Source organism: Streptomyces sp. NPDC001056 (assembly GCF_053598955.1).
Map to the genome: position 1 here is coordinate 163,883 of NZ_JBSFLI010000013.1, position 25,804 is coordinate 189,686.

20 protein-coding genes and 1 pseudogene are annotated in these 25,804 nt (G+C 72.7%); 13 read left to right on the forward strand and 8 right to left on the reverse strand.

Annotation, left to right across the window (positions count from 1 at the left end; translation table 11 throughout):
• Window positions 1–9 precede the first annotated feature (9 nt).
• From nuoL to nuoN, 3 genes are read left to right on the forward strand one after another with little or no spacing between them, the layout of a single operon-like run.
• The gene (gene nuoL, locus ACWDD7_RS18070) at window positions 10–1,956 is read left to right on the forward strand and encodes an NADH-quinone oxidoreductase subunit L (protein ID WP_351864370.1); all 1,947 of its coding nucleotides are present in this window, start codon (window positions 10–12) and stop codon (window positions 1,954–1,956) included.
• Between the two features lie 5 nt (window positions 1,957–1,961).
• Window positions 1,962–3,533 (forward strand): NADH-quinone oxidoreductase subunit M, encoded by a 1,572-nt coding sequence (locus ACWDD7_RS18075; protein WP_351864368.1) that lies wholly within the window; start codon window positions 1,962–1,964, stop codon window positions 3,531–3,533.
• A complete protein-coding gene (nuoN, locus tag ACWDD7_RS18080; protein ID WP_351864365.1) occupies window positions 3,530–5,179 on the forward strand; it encodes an NADH-quinone oxidoreductase subunit NuoN in 1,650 nt (549 codons plus the stop codon). Before ACWDD7_RS18075 ends, nuoN begins: the two co-directional genes overlap by 4 nt.
• Window positions 5,180–5,259: 80 nt before the next feature.
• Here the strand turns inward: nuoN and ACWDD7_RS18085 are convergent, their stop codons facing one another.
• Window positions 5,260–5,817 (reverse strand): hypothetical protein, encoded by a 558-nt coding sequence (locus ACWDD7_RS18085; RefSeq protein ID WP_450458007.1) that lies wholly within the window; start codon window positions 5,815–5,817, stop codon window positions 5,260–5,262.
• 261 nt (window positions 5,818–6,078) lie between these two features.
• Between ACWDD7_RS18085 and recQ the strand changes: the two genes are divergently transcribed.
• On the forward strand, window positions 6,079–8,088 hold the full coding sequence (gene recQ, locus ACWDD7_RS18090) for a DNA helicase RecQ (protein WP_450458009.1): 2,010 nt from the start codon (window positions 6,079–6,081) through the stop codon (window positions 8,086–8,088).
• 134 nt (window positions 8,089–8,222) lie between these two features.
• Here the strand turns inward: recQ and ACWDD7_RS18095 are convergent, their stop codons facing one another.
• Window positions 8,223–9,161 (reverse strand): M56 family metallopeptidase, encoded by a 939-nt coding sequence (locus ACWDD7_RS18095; protein ID WP_351864359.1) that lies wholly within the window; start codon window positions 9,159–9,161, stop codon window positions 8,223–8,225.
• A gap of 178 nt (window positions 9,162–9,339) precedes the next feature.
• The gene (gene fahA, locus ACWDD7_RS18100) at window positions 9,340–10,560 is read right to left on the reverse strand and encodes a fumarylacetoacetase (RefSeq protein ID WP_450458011.1); all 1,221 of its coding nucleotides are present in this window, start codon (window positions 10,558–10,560) and stop codon (window positions 9,340–9,342) included.
• A gap of 249 nt (window positions 10,561–10,809) precedes the next feature.
• Here fahA and ACWDD7_RS18105 point away from each other — a divergent pair, with 249 nt between their 5' ends.
• The 4 genes from ACWDD7_RS18105 to ACWDD7_RS18120 all read left to right on the forward strand — a co-directional run bounded on the left by ACWDD7_RS18105 (window position 10,810) and on the right by ACWDD7_RS18120 (window position 15,094).
• Window positions 10,810–12,042, forward strand: coding sequence for a carboxylate--amine ligase (locus ACWDD7_RS18105; protein WP_450458030.1), 1,233 nt, complete (start codon window positions 10,810–10,812; stop codon window positions 12,040–12,042).
• A 155-nt stretch (window positions 12,043–12,197) separates the two neighbouring features.
• The gene (locus ACWDD7_RS18110; RefSeq protein ID WP_450458012.1) at window positions 12,198–13,406 is read left to right on the forward strand and encodes an FAD-dependent oxidoreductase; all 1,209 of its coding nucleotides are present in this window, start codon (window positions 12,198–12,200) and stop codon (window positions 13,404–13,406) included.
• A gap of 338 nt (window positions 13,407–13,744) precedes the next feature.
• Window positions 13,745–14,143 carry a DUF6234 family protein gene (locus tag ACWDD7_RS18115; RefSeq protein WP_450458013.1) on the forward strand — a complete coding sequence of 133 codons (399 nt, stop codon included), beginning with the start codon at window positions 13,745–13,747 and terminating at the stop codon, window positions 14,141–14,143.
• Window positions 14,144–14,281: 138 nt separating this feature from the next.
• Window positions 14,282–15,094 carry an HAD family hydrolase gene (locus ACWDD7_RS18120; RefSeq protein WP_351864345.1) on the forward strand — a complete coding sequence of 271 codons (813 nt, stop codon included), beginning with the start codon at window positions 14,282–14,284 and terminating at the stop codon, window positions 15,092–15,094.
• A gap of 45 nt (window positions 15,095–15,139) precedes the next feature.
• Here the strand turns inward: ACWDD7_RS18120 and ACWDD7_RS18125 are convergent, their stop codons facing one another.
• Window positions 15,140–15,649, reverse strand: a complete 510-nt coding sequence (locus ACWDD7_RS18125) for a transglycosylase SLT domain-containing protein (RefSeq protein WP_450458015.1) — start codon at window positions 15,647–15,649, stop codon at window positions 15,140–15,142.
• A gap of 744 nt (window positions 15,650–16,393) precedes the next feature.
• On the opposite strand from ACWDD7_RS18125, the gene ACWDD7_RS18130 reads away from it, so the two are divergent.
• The 4 genes from ACWDD7_RS18130 to ACWDD7_RS18145 all read left to right on the forward strand — a co-directional run bounded on the left by ACWDD7_RS18130 (window position 16,394) and on the right by ACWDD7_RS18145 (window position 20,802).
• On the forward strand, window positions 16,394–17,404 hold the full coding sequence (locus ACWDD7_RS18130; protein WP_285562253.1) for a polyprenyl synthetase family protein: 1,011 nt from the start codon (window positions 16,394–16,396) through the stop codon (window positions 17,402–17,404).
• 318 nt (window positions 17,405–17,722) lie between these two features.
• On the forward strand, window positions 17,723–18,961 hold the full coding sequence (locus ACWDD7_RS18135; protein ID WP_450458016.1) for a LolA family protein: 1,239 nt from the start codon (window positions 17,723–17,725) through the stop codon (window positions 18,959–18,961).
• Between the two features lie 25 nt (window positions 18,962–18,986).
• On the forward strand, window positions 18,987–19,943 hold the full coding sequence (locus ACWDD7_RS18140; protein WP_450458017.1) for an ATP-binding cassette domain-containing protein: 957 nt from the start codon (window positions 18,987–18,989) through the stop codon (window positions 19,941–19,943).
• The gene (locus ACWDD7_RS18145; protein WP_450458018.1) at window positions 19,930–20,802 is read left to right on the forward strand and encodes an ABC transporter permease; all 873 of its coding nucleotides are present in this window, start codon (window positions 19,930–19,932) and stop codon (window positions 20,800–20,802) included. The genes ACWDD7_RS18140 and ACWDD7_RS18145 overlap by 14 nt, the downstream gene beginning before the upstream one ends.
• Here ACWDD7_RS18145 and ACWDD7_RS18150 read toward each other — a convergent pair.
• Window positions 20,792–21,910, reverse strand: a complete 1,119-nt coding sequence (locus tag ACWDD7_RS18150) for an amidase (protein WP_450458019.1) — start codon at window positions 21,908–21,910, stop codon at window positions 20,792–20,794. The genes ACWDD7_RS18145 and ACWDD7_RS18150 overlap by 11 nt on opposite strands.
• 194 nt (window positions 21,911–22,104) lie before the next feature.
• On the opposite strand from ACWDD7_RS18150, the gene ACWDD7_RS18155 reads away from it, so the two are divergent.
• Window positions 22,105–23,259: a hypothetical protein gene (locus ACWDD7_RS18155; protein WP_450458020.1), complete on the forward strand. Its 1,155-nt coding sequence runs from the start codon at window positions 22,105–22,107 to the stop codon at window positions 23,257–23,259.
• Window positions 23,260–23,375: 116 nt separating this feature from the next.
• Here the strand turns inward: ACWDD7_RS18155 and rarD are convergent, their stop codons facing one another.
• The 3 genes and pseudogenes from rarD to ACWDD7_RS18170 all read right to left on the reverse strand — a co-directional run.
• Window positions 23,376–24,362, reverse strand: a complete 987-nt coding sequence (gene rarD / locus ACWDD7_RS18160; protein WP_351864328.1) for an EamA family transporter RarD — start codon at window positions 24,360–24,362, stop codon at window positions 23,376–23,378.
• Between the two features lie 145 nt (window positions 24,363–24,507).
• Entirely contained in the window at window positions 24,508–25,362 is an 855-nt protein-coding gene (locus ACWDD7_RS18165) for an SDR family oxidoreductase (RefSeq protein WP_450458021.1), read from the reverse strand.
• 170 nt (window positions 25,363–25,532) lie between these two features.
• A pseudogene (locus ACWDD7_RS18170) lies at window positions 25,533–25,804 on the reverse strand (2-oxoacid:ferredoxin oxidoreductase subunit beta); the annotation flags it as partial.

A 25,804-nucleotide genomic window follows, 5' to 3' on the forward strand; every position in this document is an offset into this window, starting at 1 on the left:
GGGAGAATCGTGGAGAAACTGATCGCGCTGCTCATCGCGGCGCCCCTGCTCGGAGCGGCCGTCCTCCTGCTCGGCGGCCGGCGCCTGGACCGCGTCGGCCACTGGATCGGCACCCTGCTGTCGACCGCGTCCTTCGTGTTCGGCCTGATCCTGTTCACCGACCTGCTCGGCAGGAACGCCGAGCACCGCACCCTGATCCAGCACCTGTGGACCTGGATCCCGGTCGAGGGCTTCCAGGCGGACGTCACCTTCCGCCTCGACCAGTTGTCGATGACCTTCGTCCTGCTGATCACCGGCGTCGGCTCGCTGATCCACCTGTACTCGGTCGGGTACATGGAGCACGACGAGCGCCGCCGCCGCTTCTTCGGTTATCTGAACCTGTTCCTCGCGGCGATGCTGCTGCTCGTCCTCGCCGACAACTACCTTCTGCTGTACGTCGGCTGGGAGGGCGTGGGCCTCGCCTCGTACCTGCTGATCGGCTTCTGGCAGCACAAGCCCAGCGCCGCCACGGCCGCCAAGAAGGCGTTCCTGGTCAACCGCGTCGGCGACATGGGCCTGTCGATCGCGATCATGCTGATGTTCACCACCTTCGGCACCTTCGCCTTCGGCCCGGTGTTCGGGCACGTCGACGGAGCCTCCCAGGGCAAGCTCACCGCGATCGGCCTGATGCTGCTGCTCGCCGCGTGCGGCAAGTCCGCCCAGGTGCCGCTCCAGTCCTGGCTCGGGGACGCCATGGAGGGCCCGACCCCGGTCTCGGCCCTCATTCACGCGGCGACCATGGTGACCGCGGGCGTCTACCTGATCGTCCGCTCGGCGGCCGTCTTCGACGCGGCGCCGGACGCGCAGCTGGTCGTCACCGTGGTGGGCACGGTCACGCTGCTCTTCGGTGCGATCGTCGGTTGCGCCAAGGACGACATCAAGAAGGCGCTGGCCGGCTCGACCATGTCGCAGATCGGCTACATGGTGCTCGCCGCGGGCCTCGGCCCCATCGGCTACGTCTTCGCGATCATGCACCTGGTGACCCACGGCTTCTTCAAGGCCGGGCTGTTCCTCGGCGCGGGCTCCGTGATGCACGGCATGAACGACGAGGTCGACATGCGCAGGTACGGCGGCCTCAGGAAGTACATGCCGGTCACCTTCGTCACCTTCGGCCTCGGCTACCTGGCCATCATCGGCTTCCCGGGCCTGTCCGGCTTCTTCTCCAAGGACAAGATCATCGAGGCGGCCTTCGCCAAGGGCGGCACCGAGGGCTGGATCCTCGGCGGCGCGGCCCTGGTGGGCGCGGCCATCACCGCGTTCTACATGACGCGGGTGATGCTGATGACGTTCTTCGGCGAGGAGCGCTGGAAGAACCAGGCGACGCGTTCGCCCGAGGCGCCGAGCGCCGAACCCGCCGCCGAGCACCGCGGCGAACACGCCGAGCCGCATCCGCACGAGTCCCCGAAGGTCATGACGATCCCGATGATCGTGCTGGCCGTCGGCTCGGTCTTCGGCGGTGGCTTCTTCAGCATCGGCGACCGCTTCCTGCACTGGCTGGAGCCGGTCACCGGGCACAGCGAGGGCCACTCCCCGGTCAGTGCCGGCGAGGTCACCGCGGCCACGATGGTCTGCCTCGTGATCGGCGTGGCCATCGCCTGGGCGCAGTACGGCCGCAAACCTGTCCCGGCCGTCGCCCCGCGCGGCTCCCTGCTCACCCGGGCGGCCCGCCGCGACCTGCTCCAGGACGACTTCAACCACGTGGTCCTGGTGCGTGGCGGCGAGCACCTGACGCGCTCCCTGGTCTACCTCGACCACACCCTGGTCGACGGCGTCGTGAACGGCACGGCGGCCGGCTTCGGCGGTCTGTCCGGGCGGCTGCGCCGGCTCCAGAACGGCTTCGCCCGCTCCTACGCGGTCTCGATGTTCGGCGGTGCGGCACTCCTGGTCGCCGCGACCCTGCTGATGAGGGCGGTCTGATACCGATGTCCTTTCCCCTGCTGACAGCGACGGCGGCGCTCCCCGCCGTGGGAGCCGTCGCCACGGCCGCCGTACCGGCCGCGAGGCGCACCGCCGCCAAGTGGCTCGCCCTGCTCGTCTCGCTCGGCACGCTCGCGCTGGCGGTCACCGTCCTGGTCCGCTTCGACCCCGGGGGCGCCCGCTACCAGCTCACCGAATCCCATTCCTGGATCCGCGACTTCGGGGTGCGCTACGAGCTGGGGGTGGACGGCATCGGCGTGGCGCTGATCGCGCTGACCGCCGTACTGATCCCCTTCATCGTCCTGGCGGGCTGGCACGACGCCGACCCGCTGGAGACCGGCAGCCGGCGCTGGCGCCCCACCCAGGGCTTCTTCGCGCTGATCCTGGCGGTCGAGGCGATGGTCCTCATCTCGTTCGAGGCCACCGACGTCTTCCTCTTCTACATCTTCTTCGAAGCCATGCTGATCCCGATGTACTTCCTCATCGGCGGCTTCGGGGACCGCGCCCATGCCCAGGGCGAGGAGGCGGCCGCCACCCAGCGTTCGTACGCGGCGGTGAAGTTCCTCCTCTACAACCTGGTCGGCGGTCTGATCATGCTGGCCGCGGTGATCGGCCTCTATGTGGTCGCCGGGAACTTCTCCCTCCAGCAGATCGCCGAGGCGCGCGCGGCCGGCTCGCTGCACATGGCGACGAGCACCGAACGCTGGCTGTTCCTCGGCTTCTTCTTCGCCTTCGCGGTGAAGGCCCCGCTGTGGCCGCTGCACACCTGGCTGCCCAACGCCATGCAGGAGTCCACCGCCCCGGTCGCCGTCCTCATCACGGCGGTGGTCGACAAGGTGGGCACCTTCGCGATGCTCCGCTTCTGCCTCGGGCTGTTCCCGGAGGCCAGCAAGTGGGCGACGCCCGTGATCCTGGTCCTCGCGCTGATCAGCATCGTCTACGGCGCGCTGCTCGCGGTCGGCCAGCGCGACATCAAACGCCTCATCGCGTACGCGTCGATCTCCCACTTCGGCTTCATCATCATGGGCGTCTTCGCGATGACCAGCCAGGGCCAGTCCGGGGCCACGCTCTACATGGTCAACCACGGCATTTCCACGGCCGCGCTGATGCTGGTCGCCGGTTTCCTGATCTCCCGGCGCGGCTCGCGGCTCATCGCCGACTACGGCGGGGTGCAGAAGGTCGCCCCGGTGCTCGCCGGCACCTTCCTGATCGGCGGCCTCGCCACTTTGTCGCTGCCCGGCCTCGCGCCGTTCGTGAGCGAGTTCCTGGTCCTGGTGGGCACGTTCACGCGGCATCCGGTGATCGGGATCATCGCCACCTTCGGCATCGTGCTCGCCGCGCTCTACACCCTGGTGCTCTACCAGCGCACCATGACGGGTCCGGTCAGGCCCGAGGTGTCCGCGATGCCCGACCTGCGGGTGCGTGAACTCCTGGTCGTCGCCCCGCTGATCGCGCTGCTGATCTTCCTGGGCGTCTACCCGAAGCCCGTGACGGACATCGTCAACCCGGCGGTCCGGCACACCATGTCCGACGTCCAGAAGAAGGACCCCAAGCCCGAGGTGGAGGCGGCCAAGTGAGCACCCCAGCCGTCCACAGCCTGTGGACAACCGCAGCCGACCGCATCCCGCAGATCGGCGCGCCGAAGATCGAATACGGGCAATTGTCGCCCACGCTGATCATCGTCGGTGCCGCGCTGGTCGGCGTGCTGGTCGAGGCGTTCGTCCCGCGCAGGTCCCGCTACTACGCGCAGGTGTTCGTGTCGGCCGTCGCCCTGTGCGCCGCGTTCGCCGCGGTCGTCGGCCTCGCCGCCGACGGGTACGGCACCACGAAGGCGCACATCGCCGCCATGGGGGCCATCGCAGTCGACGGCCCCTCCCTGTTCCTCCAGGGCACCATCGTGCTGGCCGGTCTGGTGGGCCTGTTCACCTTCGCCGAACGGCGCCTGGACCCCGCGGCGGGCGCCGACCGGGTCGACTCCTTCGCCGCGCAGGCCGCCGCCGTGCCCGGCAGCGACGCCGAGAAGGCCGCGGTCAAGGCCGGGTTCACCACCACCGAGGTGTTCCCGCTGCTGCTCTTCGCGGTCGCCGGCATGCTGGTCTTCACCTCGGCGAACGACCTGCTGACGCTGTTCGTCGCCCTGGAGGTCTTCTCCCTGCCGCTGTACCTGCTGTGCGCGCTGGCCCGCCGCAAGCGGCTGATGTCGCAGGAGGCCGCGGTCAAGTACTTCCTGCTGGGCGCGTTCGCCTCCGCGTTCACCCTGTTCGGCATCGCGCTGCTGTACGGCTACGCGGGCTCGGTGTCGTACGCGCGCATCGCCCAGGTCGTGGAGGGCTCGGTCACCGATGTGAACCCGGCGCTGGCGGGCACCATGGGCAACGACGCGCTGCTGCTCCTCGGCGGCGCCCTGCTGGTGATGGGCCTGCTGTTCAAGGTGGGCGCGGTGCCGTTCCACATGTGGACGCCCGACGTCTACCAGGGCGCGCCCACCCCGGTGACCGGCTTCATGGCGGCGGCGACCAAGGTGGCCGCGTTCGGCGCGCTGCTGCGGCTGCTGTACGTGGTGCTGCCGGGGATGCGCTGGGACTGGCGGCCGGTGATGTGGGCGGTGGCGATCGTCACCATGCTGGGCGGAGCCATCGTGGCGATCACCCAGACCGACATCAAACGACTGCTGGCCTACTCGTCCATCGCGCACGCGGGGTTCATCCTCGCGGGTGTCATCGCGACCTCGAAGAACGGCGTGTCGTCGGTCCTGTTCTACCTGGCCGGCTACTCGTTCGTGACGATCGGCGCCTTCGCGGTGGTCACGCTGGTGCGGGACGCGGGCGGCGAGGCGACCCACCTGTCCAAGTGGGCCGGGCTCGGCCGGCGTTCCCCGCTGGTGGCGGCGGTCTTCGCGGTGTTCCTGCTGGCCTTCGCCGGCATCCCGCTGACCTCCGGCTTCGCGGGGAAGTTCGCGGTGTTCAAGGCGGCGGCGGCCGGGGGCGCGGCCCCGCTGGTCGTCATCGGTGTGATCTCCTCGGCGATCGCGGCGTTCTTCTACATCCGCGTGATCGTGCTGATGTTCTTCAGCGAGCCCAAGCCGGAGGGGCCGACGGTGGCCGTGCCGTCGCCGCTGACGATGCTGGCGATCGGGCTCGGCGTGGCGGTCACGCTGGTGCTGGGTGTGGCGCCGCAGTACTTCCTGGACCTGGCGAATCAGGCGAGTGTGTTCGTGCGGTGAGCGTTGCGCCGAGAAGGCCCCGGTTCTGTCCTCGGAGCCGGGGCCTTTCGCGTCGCCGGGGTCTTCGTGGCGGCGTGCGGTCAGCCCGGCGCGCCCGGGTAGGGGCACTTCACGGTGGGGTTCCACTCGTAGAACAGGCCGCTCGGGTTCTTCTTGTAGAGCCAGGCGTGCAGCGAGTAGTGGGTCGGGATGGTCGAGTTGTGGTGCGCGGTGACCGGGCCCTCGAACTTCCGGCCGAACATCGTGGGCCGCGCGGTGCTCTTGTCGGCCTTCACGATCCACTCCACCCCGGTGAGCCTGCGCCCGCCCCTGCCGTCGTCCTCGTAGAGCAGGGCGGCGGGCTCGGCCGGGTCGAGGGAGCCGTAGCGTTTCGGGTTGATGTAGTGGTAGCCCATGGCGCCCATGCCGTCCTTCATGTCCATGGTGCAGGGGTTGGGCTGGTAGCCGGCGTCCACGGCGAGGGGGACGTCCTTGTACTTCGCGGTGGCCGCCACCGCCGGTGCGAGCTGCTTCCAGACGGAGGCGTCGACCGGGCCCCGGTCGGCTCGGGCTGGGGCGGTCGCGAGGGCGAGGGCCGCGGTGGAGGCGAGGGCGAGGGCGGCGGCGCCGCGGGCGGCACCGGCGAGGTGAGCGGGCATGGTGCGGGGCTCCTTCGGGAGGAGACGGGGTCGCACCGAGCAGGATGTGCCGGGGCCGGGGCAGGGGGCCATCGGGGGCGGCCATTCGGGTGATGGTGTGATTACTTAGAGTGGCAGCGTGCGTGTGGGGGCCGATTCGCTCACACAGCCGTTCGCCGCCTGTGGATAACTCGGGGGTTGTCGGTGCGGACCCCTATCGTTGAGGCAGTGGTGGGCAGACGGCACACGACGGCACACGGGGGACCGGCGGGGGACAGGACGATGGATGCGACGGGCGGGATCAGCGAGATGCCAGTGGTGACCGAGGGGCCCGGCGCGGACGCGAGCGAGGCGCTGGCCACGCTGCACCGGGTCTTCGGGTACGACGCCTTCCGGGGCGAGCAGGAAGCGATCATCGAGCATGTGGTGGCGGGCGGCGACGCCCTGGTCCTCATGCCCACCGGCGGCGGCAAGTCGCTGTGCTACCAGATCCCGGCCCTGGTCAGACCCGGCACCGGCGTGGTCGTCTCGCCGCTGATCGCGCTCATGCAGGACCAGGTGGACGCCCTGCGCGCCCTCGGTGTGCGCGCCGGGTTCGTCAACTCGACGCAGGACTTCGACGAGCGGCGGACGGTCGAGGCCGAGTTCCTGGGGGGCGAGCTGGACCTGCTGTACCTGGCGCCGGAGCGACTGCGCCTGGACAGCACCCTGGACCTGCTGTCGCGCGGCAAGATCTCCGTCTTCGCGATCGACGAAGCGCACTGCGTCTCCCAGTGGGGCCATGACTTCCGCCCCGACTACCTCTCGCTGAGCCTGCTCGGCGAGCGCTGGCCGGACGTCCCGCGGATCGCCCTGACGGCCACCGCGACCCGGGCCACCCACCAGGAGATCACCCAGCGGCTGAACCTGCCGGCGGCCCGCCACTTCGTCGCCAGCTTCGACCGGCCCAACATCCAGTACCGGATCGTGCCCAAGGCCGACCCGCGGCGGCAGCTCCTCGCCTTCCTGCGGGAGGAGCACCCGGGCGACGCGGGCATCGTGTACTGCCTCTCGCGCAACTCGGTGGAGCGCACCGCCGAGTTCCTCAGCGCCAACGGCATCGAGGCGGTGCCGTACCACGCGGGCCTGGACGCGGGCACGCGCGCGGCGCACCAGTCCCGGTTCCTGCGCGAGGACGGCCTGGTCGTGGTCGCGACCATCGCCTTCGGCATGGGCATCGACAAGCCCGACGTGCGCTTCGTGGCCCACCTGGACCTGCCCAAGTCCATCGAGGGCTACTACCAGGAGACCGGCCGCGCGGGCCGCGACGGCCTGCCGTCCACGGCCTGGATGGCCTACGGGCTGAACGACGTGGTGCAGCAGCGCAAGCTGATCCAGTCCGGCGAGGGCGACGAGGCGTTCCGCCGCCGGGCCGCCTCCCACCTGGACGCGATGCTCGCGCTGTGCGAGACCGCCCGGTGCCGGCGCGGCCAGCTGCTCGCCTACTTCGGGCAGGAGCCCGACCACGCGGGCTGCGGCAACTGCGACACCTGCCTGACTCCGCCGGAGACCTGGGACGGCACCGTCGCCGCGCAGAAGGTGCTGTCCACGGTGGTGCGGTTGCAGCGGGAGCGCGGGCAGAAGTTCGGCGCGCTGCAGATCGTGGACATCCTGCTGGGCAAGCGCACCGGCAAGGTGATCCAGTTCGACCACGACCAGCTGTCCGTCTTCGGCATCGGCCAGGACCTCGCCGAGGCCGAGTGGCGCGGCGCCATCCGGCAGCTGCTGGCCCAGGGGCTGCTGGCGGTCGAGGGGGAGTACGGCACGCTGGTGCTCACCGAGCAGAGCGGCTCGGTGCTGCGGGGCGAGCGGGAGGTGCCGCTGCGCAAGGAGCCGAAGAAACCGGCCGTCTCCCGGTCGGGTTCGGGTTCGGGCTCCGGTTCCGGCCGGGGCGGCGGCAAGGCCAAGGCCGAGGTGGCCGAGCTGCCCGAGGAACTGCAACCCGCCTTCGAGGCGCTGCGCGTCTGGCGTACCGGGCAGGCCCGGGAGCAGGGCGTGCCGCCGTACATCATCTTCAACGACGCCACCCTGCGCGCGATCGTCTCCCGCATGCCGGGCTCCGTCCGGGACCTGGCCACGGTCAGCGGGGTCGGCGAGAAGAAGCTGGCGACGTACGGCGAGGAGGTGCTGGCCGTGCTGGCCTCGCTGGACGGATCGGGGCCGGCCGCCGCCGAGCCGCCCGCCCCGGGGGAGTCGCCGGACGACGACTGGCCGGGCCCGGAGGACGAGCCGGAGCCGGACGACTGGATATAGCCGGCTGGGGATCCAGCCGGCTGGGGAAACGACCGACTCGGGAGGGTGCCGTCGGCCTCGGCGGACGGCACCGGCCGCAGAGCCCTGGTCACGGGGCAGCGGCCGTCGGCCCGGCGCGCGGCGGGTCGCCGCGGTCAGGACAGCGCCTTGAGCCCCGGTGCGAAGGTGATCAGCAGGGGGAGGAGCGGCACCAGCGCGGCGACCGTCGTGGTCAGGGCGCGCTGACGGCGCAGCAGTCGCGGGGGCGGTTCCAGGAGGCGGTCCACCCGCTCGCCCAGCAGGCGGCGGCTGGAGGCGCAGGACAGGACGCCCCGGTGCTGGTTCAGCTCGATCAGCGCGAGGGCGGTGGTCAGATGGCCGCAGCGCCGGGAGGCGGTGTCGTCGGCGGCCAGTTCCACCAGGCGGTGCGTCTGGTCGCGGAAGTGGGCGAAGAGCGGCACCCGGGGGAAGCCGGCGGCGAGCGCGGCGGACAGGTGCAGCAGCCAGTCGTGGTGGGCACGCGCATGGCCGCGCTCATGGGTGAGGACCGCGTCCAGTTGGTGGCCGGTGAGGCGGTGCAGCGCGCCGGTGGTCACCACCAGTTGCGGGGGGTGCCCCGGCATCCACCAGGCGTCCGGGTACTCGTCCTCCAGCACCAGCATCGGGCCCCGCGCCACCGGTAGTCCGGCGGGCAGGTCGGGGGCGCGCTCGCGCAGCCGGGCGCGTGCCTGCCCGCGGCTGCGACGGGCCTCGACCAGTTCCCGGCCGAGCATCGCGGTGGTCCACGCGGCCCCGCACGCCAGCAGGAGGGTGAGAACGGCGGCCCACACCGGCGCGGCCGAGAGGTCGTAGGCGGCGGTGACGGCGGGTGGCGCGGGGGCGAACACATGGTCGCGCACGGTGCGGAAGACCGCCGCGGTGCCCAGCGTCAGCGCGGCCAGAGCGCACAACAGGACGGTGGCGACCAGGCACTGCCACACCCACAGCGCGACCACGGGTTCCCGCTCGGGCCAGTCGGCCCGGGTCAGCGCGCGCGGTGCCGGCCCGGCCGCCGTCAGGGCGACGACGCTGAGCAGGAGCAGGCAGACGGTCATGCCGGGGCTCCGGTTCCTGATCGGAGAGGGGGCGGTAGGGGTGGTGCCAAGCCGGGCGGCAGTACGCGCCGCCGCTGCGGTGCGTACTGCCGCCAGTATGACGAAGAAGGGCGCCGCGAGTCAGGTGTCGGGGCCGAACCCTCCGCTCCCGGCCCGCCGCGCGGCGCCCGCCACCGGATCAGGCCGAGGGCACGATCCGCCCCGTCACCTTGCCGAGGCCCACCCGGGTCCCGCCGGGGCCGGGCGCCCAGGCCGTCAGGGCCACCACGTCGCCGTCCTCCAGGAAGGCCCGCTTGCCGCCGGGGAGTTCGAGGGGGTCGCGGCCGTTCCAGGTCAGCTCCAGCAGGGAGCCGCGCTGCCGCTCCTCGGGACCGCTCACGGTGCCGGAGCCGTACAGGTCGCCGGTGCGCAGGGAGGCGCCGTTGACGGTCATGTGGGCGAGTTGCTGGGCGGCGGTCCAGTACATGGCGGAGAAGGGCGGCTCGGAGACCACCTGGCCGTTGAGGCTGACCGAGATCCGCAGGTCGTAGCCGCCGGGCTCGATGCCGGGCGCCGCGTCGTCCAGGTACGGCAGCAGCGGGTGGGTGCGCTCGGGCGGGGCCACCCGCGCGTGCTCCAGAGCGTCGAGCGGGGTGATCCACGCCGAGACGGAGGTCGCGAAGGACTTGCCGAGGAACGGGCCGAGGGGGACGTACTCCCAGGCCTGGATGTCCCGCGCGGACCAGTCGTTGAGCAGGCACAGCCCGAAGACGTGCTCGCGGAAGTCGCCGAGCGCGACCGGGGTCCCCAGCTCGCTCGGCACACCCACGACGAAGCCGACCTCGGCCTCGATGTCCAGCCGGATCGAGGGCCCGAACACGGGCGCGGGGTCGGCGGGAGCCTTGCGCTGACCGGAGGGCCGTACGACATCCGTGCCCGAGACCACGACGGTGCCGGAGCGCCCGTGGTAACCGATCGGCAGGTGCTTCCAGTTGGGGGTGAGGGAGTCGGCGGCGTCCGGGCGGAAGACCTTGCCGACGTTACGGGCGTGGTGCTCGGAGGCGTAGAAGTCGACGTAGTCCGCGACCTCGAAGGGCAGGTGCAGGTCCACCTCGGACAGCGGGTGGAAGAGGGGTTCCAGCGTCTCGCGGTACGAGGGGTCGCTGATCCAGGAGGTGAGCGCGGCGCGCACCTCGGTCCAGGTGGCGCGCCCGGCCGCCAGCAGCGGGTTGAGCGTGGGGCGGGCGAGCAGCGCGTGGTGCGGCGAGCCGAGGGCCGCGGCCGCGGCGCCCGCGTCGAGGACCTGGTCCCCGAACCGGACACCCACCCTGCGCTCCCGGCTGCCGGAGGGCGAGAACACGCCATAGGGAAGGTTGTGCGGGCCGAAGGGGTCGCCCTCGGGGACGTCGAAGGGGGGCATGGGGTACTGCCTCGCTCTCATCCGGGCCATGCATGGCGATGCGTTCGGGCCACACGTTACGGGCGGGACCGGGGTCTTGGGCAGGGGCTCGTGGGTTGTCCCCCTAGCGCCTCAAGAGTTCGCAATGTCCGAATGACCCTTGTCGGAGGCGGTAGTTCCGGCTTAGCGTCCTTCGGTGGGAGACGGACGGGGTGGATCCGTTCCCTGGGGGGACACGTGGGGGGACCCGTGGCCGAAGACACCGTCGGTGTGCCCGTGGACGTCGACCGCGGGGTGCCGGCACTGATCGTCAAGTTCGGCGCCTATCCGCTGCACCACGGCGGGGTCGGCGCGATCCGCAGCCTGGGCCGGCTCGGCGTGCCCATGTACGCGATCACCGAGGACCCGTACACACCGGCGGCCGCCTGCCGCTACCTGCGCAGGGCCTTCGTCTGGCCGACGACCGGGGCCGAGGACCCGGGTCACCTGGTGGCGGGGCTGCTGCGCATCGGCCGCCGGATCGGCCGCCCGGCCGTGCTGATCCCGACGGACGAGGAGGCGGCCGTCCTGATCGCCGAGCACCGGGAGGAGTTGGCCGGATCCTTCCTCTGCCCGCCCGTGGAACCCGCGCTGCCGCGCCGGGTGGCGAGCAAGCAGGGGCTGCACGAACTGTGCGAGGAGCACGGGCTCGCGACCCCGGCGGCGGCCTTCCCGCGGTCGTACGAGGAGGTCGTGGCCTTCGCCGACACGGCGCACTTCCCGGTGGTGGCCAAGAACCGGGAGGCGTTCCTGCGGCGCAGCCGGCCCGCCGTGGGCGGCACCACGCGGATCGCGACCCGCGCGGGGCTGCTCGCCCTGGCCCGTGAGTGGGGGGCGGACCCCGGGGTGATCCTCCAGGAGTACCTGCCGCGAGAGGAGGCCGAGGACTGGATCGTGCACGCCTGTTTCGACCGGGACGCGAACCCGCTCGCGCTGTTCACCGGGGTGAAGGTGCGTTCCTGGCCGCCGCACGCGGGCATGACCGCGCACGCGTACGTCGTCGACAACCCGGAACTCGCCGGGCTCGCCGCGCGGTTCGTCAAACGGATCGGGTTCAGCGGCGTCGCCGACCTGGACCTGCGCTTCGACCGGCGCGACGGGCGGTACAAGCTGCTGGACTTCAACCCGCGGATGGGTGCCCAGTTCCGGCTGTTCGAGAGCGAGGCGGGCGTGGACGTCGTACGGGCACTGCACCTCGATCTGACCGGGCGGCCCGTGCCCAAGGGGGAGCAGCGGGCCGGCCGCCGCTTTGTCGTGGAGAACGTCGACCTGCCCGCCCTGATCGCCTACCGCCGCGGCGGCCGCACGACCCCGCACGCGCCGGCGCGGGCGAGCGGGACGGAGCTGGCCTGGTTCGCGGCGGACGACCCGCTGCCGTTCCTCACGATGCTCGCCCGCTCCGTGCGGCCGGGCGCGCGGCATCTGCACCAGCTGTGGCGGGCCCACCGCAGCGGCACGAGGTAGCCCACGGCACCACCACGAAGCGGGCCATGCCCTCACCGAAGTGGGCCACGCCATCACCACGCCATCACCGCGCCATCACCGCGCCATCACCACGAAGCAGGCCATGCCACCACCACGAGCAGGCCACGAAGCAACGCGTCCTGGGGAGGGACCTCGTGATCCGACCGGTTGCAGTCATCGGGGCCGGGCCGTTCGGCCTGTCGGCCGCCGCGCATCTACGAGCGCGCGGCCTGCCCGTGCGGGTCTTCGGCGAGCCCATGGTCAGCTGGCGCGCCCATATGCCCGAGGGCATGCTCCTGAAGTCGACGCCCGCCGCCTCCAGCCTCCACTGCCCGAGGCCCGGCCACACCCTCGCCGACTACTGCGCCGCGGCCGGGATCCGCCGCCTGGTCGGCGACGAGGACATCATCCCGGTGGAGACCTTCATCGGGTACGGCGAGTGGTTCCAGCGGCGGCTCGTGCCGGATCTGGAGCGGGTGCGGGTGGTCTCGGTCGAGCCGGGGCGCGAGGCCGGCGGGGGGTTCGAACTCAAGCTGGACTCGGGGGAGTCGTGCACCGCCCGCGCGGTCGTCGTGGCCACCGGGCTGTCCGGTCTCGCCCATCTCCCGGCGGAACTGGGGCGGGCGGCGGCCGACGGGCCCGCGCCGGGCGGTCCCGTCTCGCACAGTTCCCAGCACCACGACCTCACGCGCTTCGCGGGCAAGGAGCTGATCGTCGTCGGCGCCGGGCAGTCCGCGCTGGAGACGGCGGTGCTCGCGGCCGAGGCGGGGGCCCGGGTGCGGGTGGTGGCACGGGGGCGGGGGCGGGTCGCGTTCGGGGCCCCGCCCTGGGAGCAGCCGCGGCTGCGGCCCGAGTCGCCGTTCGGGCGGGCCTGGTCGCTGTGGGCGTTCAGCTACTGCCCGCACCCCTACCGCTTCCTGCCCGAGGCCACCCGGCACTTCCTGGTCCGGCGGGTGCTCGGCCCGCTCGGCGCATGGTGGCTGCGGGAACGCTTCGAGGGCGCCGTACAGGTGACGGAGGTCGAGCGGGTACTGGGCACGGAGGCGGAGGACGGCGGGCCGGTGCTGACCGTGCGCACCCACGGCGGCCGCACCGAGCGCCTCACCGCGGACCATGTCATCGCCGCGACCGGGTACCGGGTGGACGTCGCCGCGATGGACTTCCTCGGCCCCGGGCTGCGCGCCCGCCTCGCGGTGAGCCGGGGTGCCCCGAAGCTCGGCGCCGGGTACGTCTCGTCGGTACCCGGCCTGTACTTCACCGGTCTGCCGGCCGCGGCCTCGTTCGGCCCGGTGATGCGCTTCGTGTGCGGCACGGACTTCGCGTCCCCGCGACTGGCGGGGCATCTGGCGGCGGCGCACGGCTGAGCGAGAGGCACCCAGGACCGCTCGGCCGGCCACCGGCGGACGGCCGGGACGGGCGATGGCGCCGCGGCGGGACGGCACGGCACGGGGGCGAGACGGCGCGCCGGGGGGCGGGACCAGAAGGGAGGGGCGAGGCGGCGGGGATGCAAGAGGAGACGGGGCGGGGCGCGAGAGGGACGCGGTGGGGCGAGAGGGATGCGGCGGGGCGAGAGAGACGCGGCGGGCCGGGGCGGGACCGAGGCGGGCCGGGAGCGAGCCGCCCCGCGCCCGCCGCGCCACCGGACCGGAGCTGAGTACGGGTACTCATGCGCGGCACCGCCGGCCCGCGGCACCCTGCGCCCATGACCGATACCTTTCGGGCCCCGGAACGCCGGCGCCCCTGGTCGCGCCGCACGCGTCCGGGGCCGGACCTCGCCCTCGCGATCCCGCTGTTCCTGGTGGAGACCGCGTGGCTCGTGCTGGACTGGATATACGGCTACGGCCTGGACGTCTGGGCGGCGCAAGGCGATCAGGCGCAGATCGACGCGGCCGGCCTCGCGCATGCCGGGCGGCTGCGGACGCTGCTGATCGCGGTGCTCGTCCTGGCGGTGCTCGCGGCGGTCTTCCGCGCCCGCTGGACGGTGATCGGGCACCTGCTGGTGGCCCTTCTGGCAGGACTGTCGCTGATGGCCGCGCAGCAGGAGTGGGACCACCGCCACACCCCGCCACCCGGTTGCGTCCGCTACAGCGCGAACTGCTGAGACCGCCGGACGCGGACCGCGCCACGCCGGCACCCCCGCCACCGGGGGCGCCCCGGAGCGCACTTGGCGGCGGTCGACGCGCAAGTGCCGGGAACGGCAGGGGAGTCGGTGGAGGGTCCGGGTCCGTATTCTCTGATCATGGCACCCTCCCCCGCGTACGCCCTGATCGCCACCGACCTGGACGGGACGCTGCTGCGCGGCGACGACACCGTCTCCGAGCGCTCGCTGAGCGCGCTCGCGCGGGCGGCGCGGGCCGGGGCCCGGCACCTGGTCGTCACCGGCCGCCCGGCCCCCAGAGTGCGCCCCCTGCTGGCCGCCCTCGGCAGTACCGGGCTCGCGGTGTGCGGGCAGGGCGCGCAGGTCTACGACGCCGGAGCCGACCGTCTGCTGTGGTCGGTCCGACTGGACCGGGAGCTGGCCGAGACCGCGCTCGGCAAGATCGAGGCCGAGGTGGGCCAGGTGTTCGCGGCCGCCGACCAGGACGGCACCGACGGGCTCACCCTGATCGAGCCCGGCTACCGGATGCCCCACCCGACCCTGCCCGCGGTCCGGGTGGCCCGGCGCGACGACCTGTGGCAGGCGCCGATCAGCAAGGTGCTGCTGCGCCACGCCGCCCTGTCCGACGACGAGTTGGCCGCGGTGGCCCGCTCGGTGGTGGGTTCGCTGGCCACGGTCACCATGTCCGGGCCCGGCACCGTGGAGCTCCAGCCGTGCGGGGTGACCAAGGCGACCGGCCTCGCGCTGGCCGCCGAGCGGCTCGGGGTCCCCGCGGAACGGGCCCTGGCCTTCGGCGACATGCCCAACGACATCCCGATGTTCCGCTGGGCTGCGCACGGGATCGCGATGGCGAACGCCCACCCCGAGCTGAAGGCGGTCGCCGACGAGGTCACGACGTCGAACGAGGACGACGGCATCGCCGTCGTCCTCGAAAGGCTGTTCCCGGCCGGGTGACCGGGAACAGCGGTGGTGCCACCGGCTGCCGGAGCCGGGTGCCGATCAGTACGCGCCGTGGACGTTGTCGATCGAGCCGTAGCGGTGGGCGGCGTAGTTGCAGGCCGCGGTGATGTTGGCGACCGGGTCGTAGATGTTGAACGAGGTTCCGGCCACGTGGTACGCGTTGAAGGTCGGGTCGATCACCTGGAGCAGACCCTTGGACGGTATGCCCTTGGCCGCGTTGGAGTCCCACAGGTTGATGGCGTTCGGGTTGCCCGAGGACTCGCGGATGATGTTGCGGTAGATGCCGTTGTAGGAGCCCGGGATGCCCTTCTGGGCCATGATCGCGAGGGACTCGCGGATCCAGCCGTCGAGGTTGTTCGGGTACCCGGCGAGGGTGGTCGCGGCCGAGGTGGTGCCGGTGGTCCCGGTGGTGGCGGACGCGGTGGTGGCGGACGCGGTGGCGGCGCCCACGAGCGGCATGGCGAGCACCGCGGCGCCGGTGCCGGCGGCGGCGATCAGACGGACGAGGCGGTTGGCACGGGTGCGGCGCGGCTGAACGGCAGCAGACATGGGGACGTTCCTCTCCTACGCCTGCGAGGTGAGCTGTCGGGTTCGGGCGGGGAGGTGCCCGGTCGCGCCCCCGTGGGAGGCGTGGCTGTACCCCAAGCCGTCCCGGTGCGAACACGCGGTGCGGCGCGCTGTGTCACGCGCTGCGCCCCGTGAGTCGTCCGGTCCGGCGACTTACCTGGGTCCCCCGCTCCTGCCGTACGAATGAGTTCGTCGATGGGTTGTCAGGCGGCGGCAGGATTAGGCGTCCGCCTGATGGGTCGGGAACGTATGCGAGAGCACATGTGGGGAACAAGTGCCGAATTCACGCAACGCGGCATTTGACCTTGATCATCAGCCTATGGGGTACTTGATCCTTTGCGACTGCCAACGTTCAACTCGCTTGTACGGCAAGGCCGAAGGGGGGTGTCGGCGGGTTGTCGGCGGGAAGGCGCCCGAGTGACCCAACTCACGAAATGGCAAACTGCGCTAAATCGGGCATGAGGGATTCGTCCCCCGGTGGGGCGGAGTCGGGCTCAGCCCGCCTCTGGGTCGCGATGAAGTTATCGATTTTCCGTTAAGTCAATAAATGTCCGTTCTTTTCATCTGATCAAAGGCATGCCGGTCATGATCCGATACCGCCCAGGCTGGACGGGTGGGCGCTATCGGTGATCGAAACCGGACCGGATACGCTGACTTGAGTGAGGGCAGCGACCTATCGACAAACCGCGTAATCGCCAGCAGACACCAGCAGACAGGAGACCCCTCGTGACCGTCGTCGGGCCGTTCGGGCTGAGCGTGCGGGACCAGGCTCTCGAAGCCGATGTCCAGGCCGGATTGGCGGCTGTCGAGGAAGGCCTGCTAGAGGCCACCAAGAGCGAGGTCCCGTTCATCACGGGCGCCGCCCAGCACCTCGTGCGGGCCGGCGGGAAGCGGTTCCGGCCGCTGCTCGTGATGCTCGCGGCGCAGTTCGGCGACCCCTACGCGCCCGGTGTGGTGCCGTCGGCCGTGGTCGTGGAGCTGACCCACCTCGCCACGCTCTACCACGACGACGTCATGGACGAGGCCGCCGTGCGCCGGGGCGTGGACAGCGCCAACACCCGCTGGGGCAACTCCGTCGCGGTCCTCACCGGCGACTTCCTCTTCGCCCGCGCCTCCCAGATCCTCGCGGATCTCGGCCCCGAGGCGGTCCGGGTCCAGGCCCTCGCGTTCGAACGGCTGGTCACCGGCCAGATCCTGGAGACCGCGGGCCCCTCCGACGGCCGCGACCCGGTCGAGCACTACCTCGACGTGCTCGGCGGCAAGACGGGCTCGCTGGTCGCGGTGTCCTGCCGGTTCGGCGCGATGATGTCCGGCGCCGACGAGACGGTCGTGGACGTGCTCACCCAGTACGGCGAGCGGCTCGGCGTGGCCTTCCAGCTCGCCGACGACGTCCTGGACATCGCCTCCGACTCCCACGAGTCCGGCAAGACCCCCGGCACCGACCTGCGCGAGGGCATCCCGACCCTCCCCGTCCTGCGGCTGCGCGAGCGGGCCGCCCGGCTCGGCCTGCCCGAGGACATCGCCCTGTGCGAGCTGCTGGACTCCGACCTCAGCGACGACGCCCGGCACGCCGAGGCCCTGGCCGCGCTGCGCGCCCACCCGGCCCTGGAACAGGCCCGCCGGGACACCGTGCGCTACGCCGAGGAGGCGCGCGCCGCGCTCGCGCCGCTGCGGGAGTGCGACGCCAAGGTGGCGCTGAGGGAGCTGTGCGACGCGGTGGTGCACCGGGCCGGGTGACCGACCCGTTCCGCCCGCCGGGTGGCCGACCCGTTCGGCCCGCCGGGTGGCCGACCCGTTCGGCGCACGCCGGGTGGCCGTACCCGGCCGCCTCCTTCATCCTGCCCGTAGGGACGCGTTCGAGCCCCTAGGGGTGCCCCTTGCGTGTCATACCGCAGTCGTACGCCGAGTTGGCTCCGTGGTCTGACGATTCCTCACCGCGGATTTGGTCGTATGGACACCACGGACATCACCACTCCTCACCGATTCGGGTGAGAATGGCGGCTCGGGTGGACCAGCGTGAGGGCAGCCGCCGCCGACGACGGAGGTAAGGCACACATGGCACCGTACGAATCCGACGACGCAGTGGGCGCCGCGCGGGACGAGCAGACGCGCTCGGGCCGGCGCAGGGCCGCACGATACGCCGTTCCGGTCGCGGTGGTGGGCGTGGCTGCGGCCACCATCGGGCTGGTCCCGGCGCTCGCCGACTCCGGCGACCCCGACCTGCCGAAGATCACCGCGCAGCAGCTCATCGACAAGATCGCCAAGTCGGACGTGCAGCGGCTGTCCGGCACCGTGAAGATCAGCACGGACCTGGGCCTGCCCGACCTCGGCGGCCTGGAGAGCGGCATCGCCTCCGGCATGACCCAGGGCTCCGGCTCCGGCTCCGCCGCCGACCCGCGGTCCCGGCTCACCGAACTGGTCTCCGGCACCCACACCCTGCGCGTCGCGGCCGACGGACCGGACCGGCAGAAGCTGTCGCTCCTGGAGCAGGGCGCCGAGTACAGCGTCATCCACGACGGCAAGGACGTCTGGGGCTACGACAGCAAGAGCAACCAGGTCACCCACGGCACCGCGCCCGCCGGCAAGGACCGGCGGGCCGAGCCCCCGGCCACCCCCAAGGACTTCGCCGACCAGGCGCTGAAGGCGGTGGACGACACCACGTCGGTGACCGTCGACGGCACCGCCCAGGTCGCCGGGCGCGACGCCTACAAGCTGCAGATCAAGCCCCGGCAGTCCGGCACCACGGTCGGCGCGATCAACATCGCCGTGGACGCGAGGACCGGCATGCCGCTGAAGTTCACGCTGACCCCGAAGAGCGGCGGCGCCGCCGTGGTCGACGCGGGCTTCACCGAGGTCTCCTTCGCCCGGCCCGCCGCCTCGACGTTCGCCTTCACCCCGCCGAAGGGCGCGAAGGTCACCGAGCAGAAGGACGCGCAGGGCAAGGCCGCCGAGAAGCCCGGCTTCGGCAAGGGCATGGAGGGCATGGAGGGCATGGAGGGCGCCAAGGGTCTCGAAGGGACCAAGGGCCTCTCCGGCGGCACCGTCCTCGGCAAGGGCTGGACCTCCATCGCCACCTTCGACACCGGGGCCAAGGGCGGCCTGCCCACCGGGGCCAAGGGCGGCGACCTCGGCGGCTTCGTCGGCTCGCTGGGCGACCCGGTCTCCGGCAAGTTCGGCAAGGGCACCGTCTTCTCCACCCGCCTGGTCAACGCCCTGATCACCGACGACGGCAAGGTGTACGTCGGCGCGGTCACCAAGGACGCGCTGCTGAAGGCGGCGAACGCGGCCAAGTAAGCCGTACCGAGTCGAGGGGGAGCCGATGGACCCGGTCCGGCCCGGGGCGGTGGACGGCGTGATCGCCACGCGCGGCCTCACCAAGCGCTACCGCGGCGGACAACTCGCCGTGGACGGTCTCGACCTGACCGTCCCGGCGGGCAGCGTCTTCGGCTTCCTCGGCCCGAACGGCTCGGGCAAGACCACCACCATCCGCATGCTGATGGGCCTGATCGAGCCGACCTCCGGCGCGGCCCGCGTCCTGGGCCTGCCCATGCCGCGGGCCGTCCGCACGGTCCTGCCGCAGGTCGGCGCGCTCATCGAGGGCCCGGCCCTGTACGGCCACCTCTCCGGCCGGGACAACCTGCTGCGCTACGACGCCGCCGACCCGACCGCCGATCCGCGCACCCGGCGCGCCCGGGTCGCCGGCGCCCTCGACCGGGTGGGCCTCGCGGCGGCCGCGGGCAAGCGGGCCGGGGCGTACTCGCTCGGCATGAAGCAGCGCCTGGGCCTGGCCGCCGCGCTGCTGCGGCCGCGCCGGCTGCTGGTCCTGGACGAGCCGACCAACGGCCTCGACCCGCAGGGCATGCGCGAGATCCGCATCCTGATCCGGGAACTGGCCGCCGACGGCACCACCGTCTTCCTCTCCTCCCACCTCCTCGACGAGATCGAGCAGGTGTGCACCCACGCCGCCGTGATGGCCCGCGGCCGGCTCCTCGCCCAGGGCGCCATGACCGAACTCGCGGCCGGGGCACGCGACCGCCTGGTGGTGACCACCCCGGACCCGGCGGAGGCGGCCCGGGTCCTGAAGGAACAGGGCGCCGCGGACGTCACCACCGACGGCGGACAGGTCACCGGCGAGCCGCCCGCCAAGGACCTCGCCGAGGTGAACGCGGCGCTGGTCGCGGCGGGCGTCCGGGTGCGCGGTTTCAGCCTCCGACGGGCGTCCCTGGAGGACGCGTTCATGGCGCTGACGGGAGAGGGATTCGATGTCGCGGGCTGACGCGGGGAACGCGACCGCCGTGTATCGGCCCCTGTGGACCCTGGGCCTCCTGCGCAGCGAACTGCTCACCACGCTCCGACGCCGGCGGACGCTCGTGCTGCTCGGGGTGCTGGCGGCGGTCCCGGTGCTGGTCGGGGCCGCGGTGAAGATCCAGACCCGGGGCGGCGGTTCCTCCGGCGACGGGGCCGGCCCGGCCTTCCTCGGTCAGGTCACCAACAACGGCCTCTTCCTGGTGTTCACGGCGCTGGCCGCGACACTCCCGTTCTTCCTGCCGATGGCGGTCGGCGTCGTCGCGGGCGACGCGCTCGCGGGCGAGGCGGGCGCGGGCACCCTGCGCTACCTGCTGGTGGCCCCGGCGGGCCGTACCCGCCTGCTGCTCGTCAAGTACGCGACGGTGGCCGTCTTCTGCCTCCTGGCCACCCTGGTCGTCGCCGCCTCCGCGCTGCTGACCGGCGCGCTGCTCTTCCCGCTCGGCGACCTGATGACGATCTCCGGCACCAGCATCAGCTTCGCCGACGGCCTCCTGCGGGCCCTGCTGATCGCCCTGGTGGTGGCCGCGTCCCTGCTCGGCGTGGCATCCCTCGGCCTCTTCGTCTCCACCCTCACCAACAGCGGCATCGCGGCGATGGCGACCACGGTCGGACTGGTCGTCACCGTCCAGATCCTCGACCAGTTCCCGCAGTTGCACGCCGTGCGGCCGTACCTCTTCTCCCACTACTGGCTGTCCTTCGCGGACCTGATGCGCGACCCCGTCTACTGGCACGACCTCACCCGCGACCTCGGCCTCCAGGCCCTGTACGCGGCGGTGTTCGGCTCGGCGGCCTGGGCGCGGTTCACCACGAAGGACATCACCGCGTAGCCGAACCGGCCACCGCCAGCAGCAGTTCCTCCCGTCCGGGCGCCGCCACGAGCTGGAGCCCCAGCGGGCAGCCGTCGCGGCCGAGCCCCGCCGGGAGACTGAGGGCCGGGTGCCCGCTGAGGTTGAACGCCCAGGTGAGCGCGGTGGAGTAGCGGTCTCCGGGCCCGCCGTGGCCGTGCGCGGGGCAGGGGGTGGTGGGGGTCAGGAGCAGATCGGCGCGGCGGAAGAGGGCGGCGAGGCGGCGGTCGTTGACGGCGCGGACGCGGTCGGCCGTACGCGGGTCACCGCCCTCCCCGCCGCGCAGGGCGAGCCAGGCGGGGGCCGGGTCTTCGAGGCGCAGGGGCGGCCCGGACGGCAGGAGGCGTACGGCTCCCGCGTCGGCGAGCCGGAGAACGGCGGCGTGGGCGAGCGCGACGGGCTCGGGGTCGGGGCCGGCGAAGCCGAGGTCGGGCGACCAGAAGGCAGTGGGCGGGGCGGCGGTTCCCCGCCCTCCGGTCCGCCCGATCATCACGTCCCAGTACGCCTCCGCGTCCGCGACGCACCGCGTCAGCACACCGGGCGCCGCGAGCCCCGTGCGGTCGGCGGACGGGAACCGCCCGTTGGTCGCCTTCAGCCCGACCACCCCGCACCACGCGGCCGGGATCCGCACCGACCCCGCCCCGTCGGTGCCGGTCGCCAGCGGCACGAGCCCGGCGGCCACGGCCGCGGCGGACCCCGCCGAGGAACCGCCGGGCGTACGGTCGTACCGCCAGGGGTTGACCGTACGGCCGTGCCGCCCGAGCCCCCACGTCTGCCAGGGAGTCCCCGGACCGGGCACGGCGGTGGCCCCCACCGGTACGCACCCGGCGGCGACCAGCGGACCCGCCGCACGCGGTCCGTGCCGCCCCTTCACGCCGATCGGCACCCCGGCGAGCGGCGGCCGTTCCCCCCGCGCGATCCGCCGGTCCACCGCCCGCGCGGCCCGCAGCGCGTCCTCCTCCCACACCTCCGTGAAGGCGCACAGCACCGGGTCGACGCGTTCGATCCGCTCCAGCGCGGCCGTGACCGCGGCGACGGCCGTCAACGCGCCGGCCCGGACGGCCGCGGCGGTCTCCCGTGCGGTGGTCATCTGCCGTCTCCCCCCTGGCTTCGCGTCGTTGAACAGCACATCCGCGGCGGCCGTCGCGGTTCCCGGCGGGGCCGAGGGGCCGTTGGGACGAGGCTGTGACGTCGTGGTGACGCGGAGGCGGGGATGGAGCGGACAGACTGGTCGGCAGGATGCGTACCGTCGGTGCGCGGCGCGGGGGAGTGAGGGAAGGACCGATGGCTCGACTGAGCTTCGAGAAGAAGCGGGTGCCGGGGCCGGTGGCGCACCCGGCGGCGGTGCCCGTCCGGGTCTACGGCGCGGGCGGCGCGTCCGTGGGCGGCGTGGCGGTCGTGGCGGCACCGGGCGAGGAGATCCAGCAGGCCGTCCTCGACCATCTCCAGCGCCTCGCCATCAGCCTCGGCACCCCCATCCGGGCCACCATCCAGGACGACCGCGCCGGCTGCGTCGTCCCCCTGGAGGTCTCGGCGGACGGCTCCAGCCGGGTCACGGGCAAGGCGGTACGCGTGGCCGCGCCGGAGGCGCCGGAGTTCCTCCAGGCGCCGAGGGGCGTGTTCGGCCCGGCACCGGTCATGGAGGGGACGGGGTCCGGAGCGGCCGGGCCCGCGCCCGGGGCGGAGGTCTCCGCCCCGCTCGCGGGCGCCGGCGTCGAGGACGCCCCCGCGTCGACAACGGGTGCCCCCGCGCCGGTGGCCGGCGTACCCGCCCCGGCCGTGGACGTTCCCCGACCGCTCACCGCCGCGCCCGCCCCCGCTCCGAAGGCCCCTGCGGCCCTTGCCTGGCCCACCGAATCGGTGCCCGCGACCACCGCCGCCCCCACCCCGCCCCGCGGCTTCGACGCCGTGGCCGAGGAGGTGCTCGGGGACGGGCCGGTGACCGAGACCGTGGAGGGGGCCGAGCTGCTCACCGAGCCGATGACCCGGATCAACGAGGCCGTGCGGGCGGGCCGGATCGAGGACGCGGCGCAACTCGTGGAGCGCACGGTCGGCGAGGCGTCCGCCGTCCTCGGCGCCGACCACGCCGAGGTGCTGCACCTGCGTGAACTGGCCGCCTACATCGCCTACCTGGCCGGTGAACCGGTCCGCGCCTGCCGGCTCTCGCTCGACCTCGCCCGTCTGCGCCGCACCGCGCGGGACGCCGACGCGGCCTACGGCAACGTGCAGAGCGCGTCGACCGCCTGGCGTGCCGTGCGCGACCCGGAGGAGGGCCTGCGGCTGGGCCGCGACCTGATAGACCTCTGGTCCGACCTCGCCGCCGAGCCGGGTCCCGCCGCCGAGGACCCCCGCCCCCTGGAGTCCGCCCGCGCCCGCATGCTCCGCCTCACCGACCGGGCGTCCCAGGCGTCCCGGGCGGCCGAGCACGGAGCGGCCTAACCGCTCCGTGCGCCTGAGGAAACGATCAGGCGTAATGATCAGGCTTGACGGTCAGGGTTGACGAACAGGCTTACCGGTCAGGCGTGACGGTCAGGCGTGACGGTCAGGCGTGACGGTCAGGCGTCGACCGGGGTCTCGCCCGGAGTCTCCGTCCGGGCGGCGCCGATCCGAGCCCCCGAGACCCTCGCCTCCAAGGCGTCCACGGCCTTCTTCGACCGGCGCGCCGAGTGCAGGGCGTTGCCCGTGAGCAGCAGCAGGGCGACCCAGACGAGGGCGAAGCCGGCCCAGCGCTCGGGGGGCATGTCCTCGTGGAAGTAGAGGATGCCCAGCACGAACTGGAAGAGGGGAGCCAGGTACTGGAGCAGACCCAGCGTGGACAGCGGGACGCGGATCGCCGCCGCGCCGAAGCAGACCAGCGGGAGCGCCGTGACGAGGCCGGTGGAGGCGAGCAGCGCCGCGTGGCCCGCCCCCTCGGTCGTGAAGGTGGAGTGGCCGTGCGCGCCGAGCCAGAGCAGGTAGCCGAGCGCGGGCAGGAACTGGATCGCGGTCTCGGCGGCGAGTGACTCGACACCGCCGAGCGCGACCTTCTTCTTCACCAGCCCGTAGGTGGCGAAGCTGAAGGCCAGGCAGAGCGAGATCCACGGCGGGCGGCCGTAGCCGATCGTCAGGACGACGACCGCGGCGAATCCGGTCGCCACCGCCGCCCACTGCACGGGCCGCAGCCGCTCCTTCAGCAGCAGCACGCCCATGGCGATGGTCACCAGCGGGTTGATGAAGTACCCGAGCGACGCCTCGACCACATGGCCGGCGTTCACGGCCCAGATGTACACGCCCCAGTTGATGGTGATCACCACGGCGGCGACCATGACCAGTGCCAGCCGGCGCGGCTGGCGCAGGAGTTCCCCGGCCCAGGCCCAGCGCCGTACGAACAGCAGGGCCGCGGCGACGAAGATCAGCGACCACACCATGCGGTGGGCCAGGATCTCCATCGCCCCCGCGGGCTTCATCAGCGGCCAGAACAGGGGGACGAGGCCCCACATGCCGTAGGCGGCGAAACCGTTCAGCAGACCTATGCGGTGTTCAGCCTTGGACGTCCCGGGCACGGGCCCTCCCTCCACTCCTCCATGCGCCCGACGTGCGCGCGGGGACGAAGGTAACGCCGAGCGCCCCCGCCTGTCATGTCCGTATCGCCATACGGTCATGACAGGCGGGGGTGGTGGGCCGGGTGCGCCGGGAGCGGCCCGGGTGTCAGGCCTTGAGCGCGGCCTCGACGGCCGCTGCCAGCGGGGTCGTCGGGCGGCCGGTCAGCCGGGAGAGGTCGCCGGAGTCCACCACCAGCTCGCCCCGCGCGATCGAGGCGTCCACACCGGCGAAGACGTCGGCCAGCGGCTCCGGCAGGCCGGAACCGGTGAGGATGCCCCGCATCGTCTCGACGGTGACGGCGTTGTAGACGATCTCCCTGCCGGTGCCCCGGCTCAGCTCGGCCGCGTACTCGGCGAAGCTCCACGCCTCGTCGCCGCCCAGCTCGTACGTCCGGTTCTCGTGGCCCTCGCCGGTCAGCACCGCGACCGCGGCGGCCGCGTAGTCGGCGCGGGCGGCCGAGGAGACACGCCCCTCGCCGGCCGCCGCCACGACCGCGCCGTGCTCCAGCACCGGGGCGAGCCGTTCGGTGTAGTTCTCGTGGTACCAGCCGTTGCGCAGCAGCGTGTACGGCAGGCCGGAGGCGCGCAGCACCTGCTCGGTGGCCCGGTGGTCGTCCGCCAGCGCGGCCTTCAGGGTGCCCGGGGCGCTGGTGTACGCGAGCAGCGCCGCACCCGCCGCCTTCGCCGCCTCGATCACCCCGGTGTGCTGCCGGACCCGGTCGTTGTCGAACTCGTTGCCCGAGATCAGCAGGACCTTGTCGCCCGCGGCGAACAGGCCCTCGAAGGTCTCGGGTGCGTTGTAGTCGGCGACGGCCAGTCGCACGCCGCGGGCCGCGAAGTCCGCGGCCTTCTTCTCGTCGCGTACGACGGCGGTGATCCGCTCCGCCGGAACCTTCTCCAGCAACTGCTCCACTACGTGCCGGCCGAGGTGTCCGGTGGCTCCGGTGACGACGATGCTCATGGTCTGTGACACTCCTTGCAGCGGGGATGTCACTAACCATACGGCTAGCGCTAACTAAAAGAAAGTAGCTTCTCTGTGTGGTCCTCCCGGACATGCGACGAGGCCCGGGAACGTTCGTCCCGGGCCTCGTGGAGCGGTGGAGCGGTGGAGCGTGGCGCGGTGGAGCCGTGTCAGCCGACGACCGTCCAGGTGTCGCCGCCCGCGAGCAGCGCGGCCAGGTCGCCCTTGCCCCTCTGCTCGACCGCGGTGTCCAGCTGTGCGGTCATCTGCTCGTCGTAGACCGGCCGTTCGACCGAGCGGAACACGCCGATCGGGGTGTGGTGCAGGGTGTCCGGGTCGGCGAGGCGGGAGAGGGCGAAGGCGGTGGTGGGGGAGGCGGCGTGGGCGTCGTGGACCAGGAGGTCGGTCTCGTTCTCGGGGGTCACGGTGACCACGTCGAGGT